The organism is Chamaesiphon sp. OTE_20_metabat_361 (genome assembly GCF_031364565.1).
The window spans coordinates 1-4,330 of the sequence record NZ_JANLWO010000568.1 but is presented as its reverse complement, the minus strand read 5'-3'; the positions used below and the strand labels follow the sequence as shown (position 1 = coordinate 4,330).

Sequence of the window (4,330 nt, the reverse complement as noted above, 5' to 3'; positions counted from 1 at the left end):
CAGCGACATTTTTGACAACTCTACCGCCAGCTTTGGCAATTTTGCCGTCAGCACGCACGAAACTTATCCCCAATAGCAAATCTCGCACGCCGCCATAGCGATGTCTCAATGAGCCAGCATTAGCTGTGGCAATTATCCCCCCAATTGTGGCGCGGTCGGGATAAACTGGATCTAAGGGTAAAAATTGTCCGGCGGTAGCGAGTACTTCCTGCACTCGATCGAACTCCATCCCCGCTTCGACAGTAATTGTCAGATCCCCTACTGCATGAGCGATTAAGCGATCGAGCTTTTGAGTGCTGACGATTGATTTTGCACCTGCGACGATCCCGCCCCAGTCAAGTTTAGTACTATTTCCTGCCACGACGATCGGCGCTCGATCGGCATTGGCTGTAGCCACTAAGTCGGCAAGTTCTGCAACTCGATCGGGCATCGCAATCGGCAAAGAGATATCATTAACATTGTCGTCCATAAGATCTAAACTGGCGATCGGGATAGTATAGGCTAGTAGCATCGCTGGCTCGATCCAGACTATCACTATTTACCCCTGCACGATTACCGATTACCACCGACCAAAAATTCAGTATCGTCCATGATGATGTTGTGTTTGTCACCATCTTTAGTTCAAATTAGTTGGCAATTACCTGCAAATATTTCTCGCACGCTCGCTGCCGATAGCAGGTGGATATTCATATTAGTCGGAGCGCGGATACAGAGGCGATGGATGGCATCCCTTTACTGCCAGCCCAATCGCGCAAAATTCAGCTTGGCTCAAAGTTTAGCGATGGAGACGCAGTGGTGATAATCGAGCAAATAGTCGCGCAGATGTCCGAAAATTCCGTTTATTATGACGTCTTGACAGGTTTACCCTCCCGGTTACTCCTGAGTCAATCATTGAATCTAGCACTCGCCCAAATGCGCGATGGCGAAGTTTTAGCGGCGATCTTTTTAGGTTTAGATCGGTTTAAAATTATTAACCATGGCATCGGCTATCATGGTGGCGATCTTTTATTACAATCGGTCGCCAAACGGTTGAAATATACCCTCGGCACTCAAGCAATTATCGGCAGATGGAGTGGTGACGAATTTGCGATTTTTATTGCTGGGTTGAGCGACGTCACTGCCATCACCACAATTGCCGAGCGCGTCCTTTATTGTTTCGAGCTACCGTTTAAATTCGATCGGAGTTTTAGCACGCTTGAATCTAACTCTCTCTATGTTAAAGCTAGTATGGGGATTGCGATCGCCACTAGTCACCTCCAAGATAGCGACACCTTACTCAAACATGCCGATGCGGCTCTGAGTCTTGCCAAAAAGAGCGGTCGCAATAATTATGAAATCTATACCGAACCAGCCCCTTTAGCCTCCTTAGACACCGCTCCAGTCAAGAACCGATGGCAATTAGAATATCTCCTCGATGATGTCTGTGCGGCTTTAGCACATCCAGCAGTTGCCAATCCCGCGCCCCAGCAGTTTGACGATCGGCAATTACTGCTACATTATCAACCGCAATTAGATATCCACACTGGCAAAATTATTAGCATCGAAGCATTATTACGCTGCCGAGATGTATCGGCTAAACTATTAATTAATCCTGCTGACTTTATCCCACTTGCGGAAGAAAATGGCTCGATCTTACTCATGGGTGAATGGGTAATTAGAACCGCTTGTCAGCAGAAAAAAGTCTGGGAAGAAATGGGCTGGGAAGGTTTTTCGATCGCGGTTAATTTTTCAGTAAAACAACTTCAAAACCGCAAATTAATCGCGACTATTACTAATATTTTAGCAGAGACGGGACTCTCGCCAGCCGCATTAGAAGTCGAAATCACTGAAAGTATCGCGATTAAAGATTTGGAGCTGGCGATCGGAATTTTGAAATCGCTGCGAGAAATAGGTGTGAAGATCTCCTTGGACGATTTTGGCACGGGTTACTCTTCGTTAGCTATACTCAAGTATTTACCGCTAGATCGACTCAAAATCGATCGCTCATTTATTCGAGAACTACGGGCAAATACTGTCGATGCCGGGATTGTCAAAACTATTGTCGATTTAGGACATCAGTTGAATCTAAATGTAGTGGCTGAAGGGGTAGAAACCGTCGAACAATTAGAGTTCTTGCGATCGATCGATTGCGATACAGTTCAAGGTTTCCTATTCAGTCGTCCCCTGCCAGCAGTGGATCTACAAACAGCAATCGCTACAGGAAGTTATTGGCAGCATTAATTTCAGCCCGAGCGTTACTTCTAATTACAGTATTTACCAGCATCCTATCTATCTCAATCGCCAAATTATTGCTATCATTCAAATATCGATTAGTCGATCTCCTCCTCATACATTCACGATCTACTACTATCTTAGCTGGCTAATTTGACACTAAGAAAAAAGCAACTATTAATTAATTTCTGCAAACTATGACGTCAATTCAAGTGTATGGCATTCCGACCTGCGGGACTTGCAAAAAAGCCCTGCAATGGTTAGATGCACAGGAAATTAGTTATGAATTCATCAATACCAAAGAACGACCTCCCAGTCACGAACAAATTACTAGCTGGGTACAAAGTTTGGGCGAAAGATCGATGCGAAACACTTCAGGACAATCTTATCGATTGCTCGATGAAACTAAAGATGCCTGGAATGAAACCGAGTGGATAAAAGCTTTTAGTGAAGATGTCATGTTACTCAAACGACCGATTTTTGTTAAAGATGGCATCGCGATCGCTGTCGGTTTTCGAGATGTCGCGAAAATTCAAGAAAAACTTAATTAGTTAAATTAAAAAAGGTAGGGACAATTTATCGGCTCCTACCTTTTGTACTAAAAATGTGTCATTCTCTAAAGCCTGCTTGGTGCGCTAAACCGTCGGGGAACCCGACGAGCGCGCATCCGCTAAAACCTCAAGCCTAATTTCACTTCTTTGGTGGCCCTGCGGTGATGACAACTAATCGATCGGGTTGAATTAGTTCCTTAGCAACTTGGTTGACTTGTGCCAATGTGACAGCTTTAATCTTATTCGGAAATTCGCTAATTTCATTGGGGTTTAAATCGAAGACGGCATTACCGAGAGTTGCGCCAGCGATTTCGTCAGGGGAGGCAAGATCGACAGTATAGTTGCCAGAGATACTGCGTTTGGAGTTATCCACTTCGGCTTGGGTGACGCCTTTAGCTTGAAGATCCTTTAACAGTGCGATCGTGCTTTGAGTCGCCTTTTGAGCATCCTCTGGAGCGGTTTGCATTGAGATGATGAAGGTACCCTGACGTTTGCCAGCAGCAAAGCTACTATAGATGCCGTAAGTTAAACCTTGACGATCGCGAATTTCGGTACCCAGACGGCTGGAGAGGGTATCGCCACCGAGGATTTGATTTAATACCAAGGCGGAGTAAAAACGCGGATCTTTGCGATCGATCGCTTTATTGCCCAAGAGGGTAACTGATTGAGTTTTGCCAGGGAGCGCGGGGTTAACCTGCACCTGCGCGGTCGGTAATTGGGGAGTGGGATAATCGAGTTTGACTGCTTTAGCAGTGGCAGACCATTTACCCAAGTTGGCTTCTAATAAGCGTTGGACATCGGCAACTTTGAAGTCCCCGACGATCGCGAGCATCGTATTACTCGGGAGGTAGTGCTGACGATAAAAGGCTTGTAAATCTGTCCCCGTCAAACCAGTTAAGGTTTGAGCGGTAGGAAAAATTGTAAACGGGTGATTTTGGGGATAAATCGTCTGCTGGAATTTGCGCCGCGCCACGCTATTGGGGCTATCTAGTTCGAGTTTGAGACTTGTCAGCGCCCGTTGACGGCTGAGTTCAAATTTCTGGGCGGGGAAGTTAGCATTTTGGACGACATCACCTAATGTTTGCAACAGGATTGGTAAATCTTTAGACAAAGCATTCCCACCCAAGCCCACACCTTCGCGACTAGCCGCAAACCCCAGTCCCGCACCGCGATTTTCCAATGTTTTGGCGATCTTCAGGGCGGTTTGAGTTTTGGTACCACTCATCAGATTTGCCGCAGTTAGCGAGGCTAGTCCGGCTTTATCTGGCGTGTCGTATTCCGTCCCCGCTTGAATATTCCCGGTCAAAGTTACCGTCGGCGTACTGGCATCAGGGAGTAAGAATACCCGCAAGCCATTTTTGAGCTTCACCTCTTGGGGCAAGGTTTGCGTCTGGCTGATGCTATCGGCATCGAGTGGGGGGAGATATTTTGCCAGTTCGCTGGGGTCTACAGGCGTACCTGGATTGTAATTAGCGACTGTTTGGGCACCGCCACCGGGTGCTGCTGGTACTGCGGCGGTAATTTGGGTGGGTTCAAAAAAGCCGATCGTTTTTAGATTGGGTTGGAGA

At 46.6% G+C, this 4,330-nt stretch carries 4 protein-coding genes; 2 read left to right on the top strand and 2 right to left on the bottom strand.

The genetic code is table 11. From position 1 onward, the window contains the following. Nucleotides 1-469: FAD-binding oxidoreductase (locus tag RMO35_RS16370; protein ID WP_396135689.1), on the bottom strand; the 469-nt coding region annotated here is incomplete at its 3' end. A 209-nt stretch (nucleotides 470-678) separates the two neighbouring features. Here RMO35_RS16370 and RMO35_RS16365 point away from each other — a divergent pair. Together RMO35_RS16365 and RMO35_RS16360 are read left to right on the top strand one after the other, a co-directional pair. Then, nucleotides 679-2,220 carry an EAL domain-containing protein gene (locus tag RMO35_RS16365; protein WP_309742388.1) on the top strand — a complete coding sequence of 514 codons (1,542 nt, stop codon included), beginning with the start codon at nucleotides 679-681 and terminating at the stop codon, nucleotides 2,218-2,220. A 188-nt stretch (nucleotides 2,221-2,408) separates the two neighbouring features. Beyond that, nucleotides 2,409-2,762, top strand: a complete 354-nt coding sequence (locus RMO35_RS16360; protein ID WP_309742387.1) for a Spx/MgsR family RNA polymerase-binding regulatory protein — start codon at nucleotides 2,409-2,411, stop codon at nucleotides 2,760-2,762. A 139-nt stretch (nucleotides 2,763-2,901) separates the two neighbouring features. Here the strand turns inward: RMO35_RS16360 and RMO35_RS16355 are convergent. After that, nucleotides 2,902-4,330: pitrilysin family protein (locus tag RMO35_RS16355; RefSeq protein ID WP_309742386.1), on the bottom strand; the 1,429-nt coding region annotated here is incomplete at its 5' end.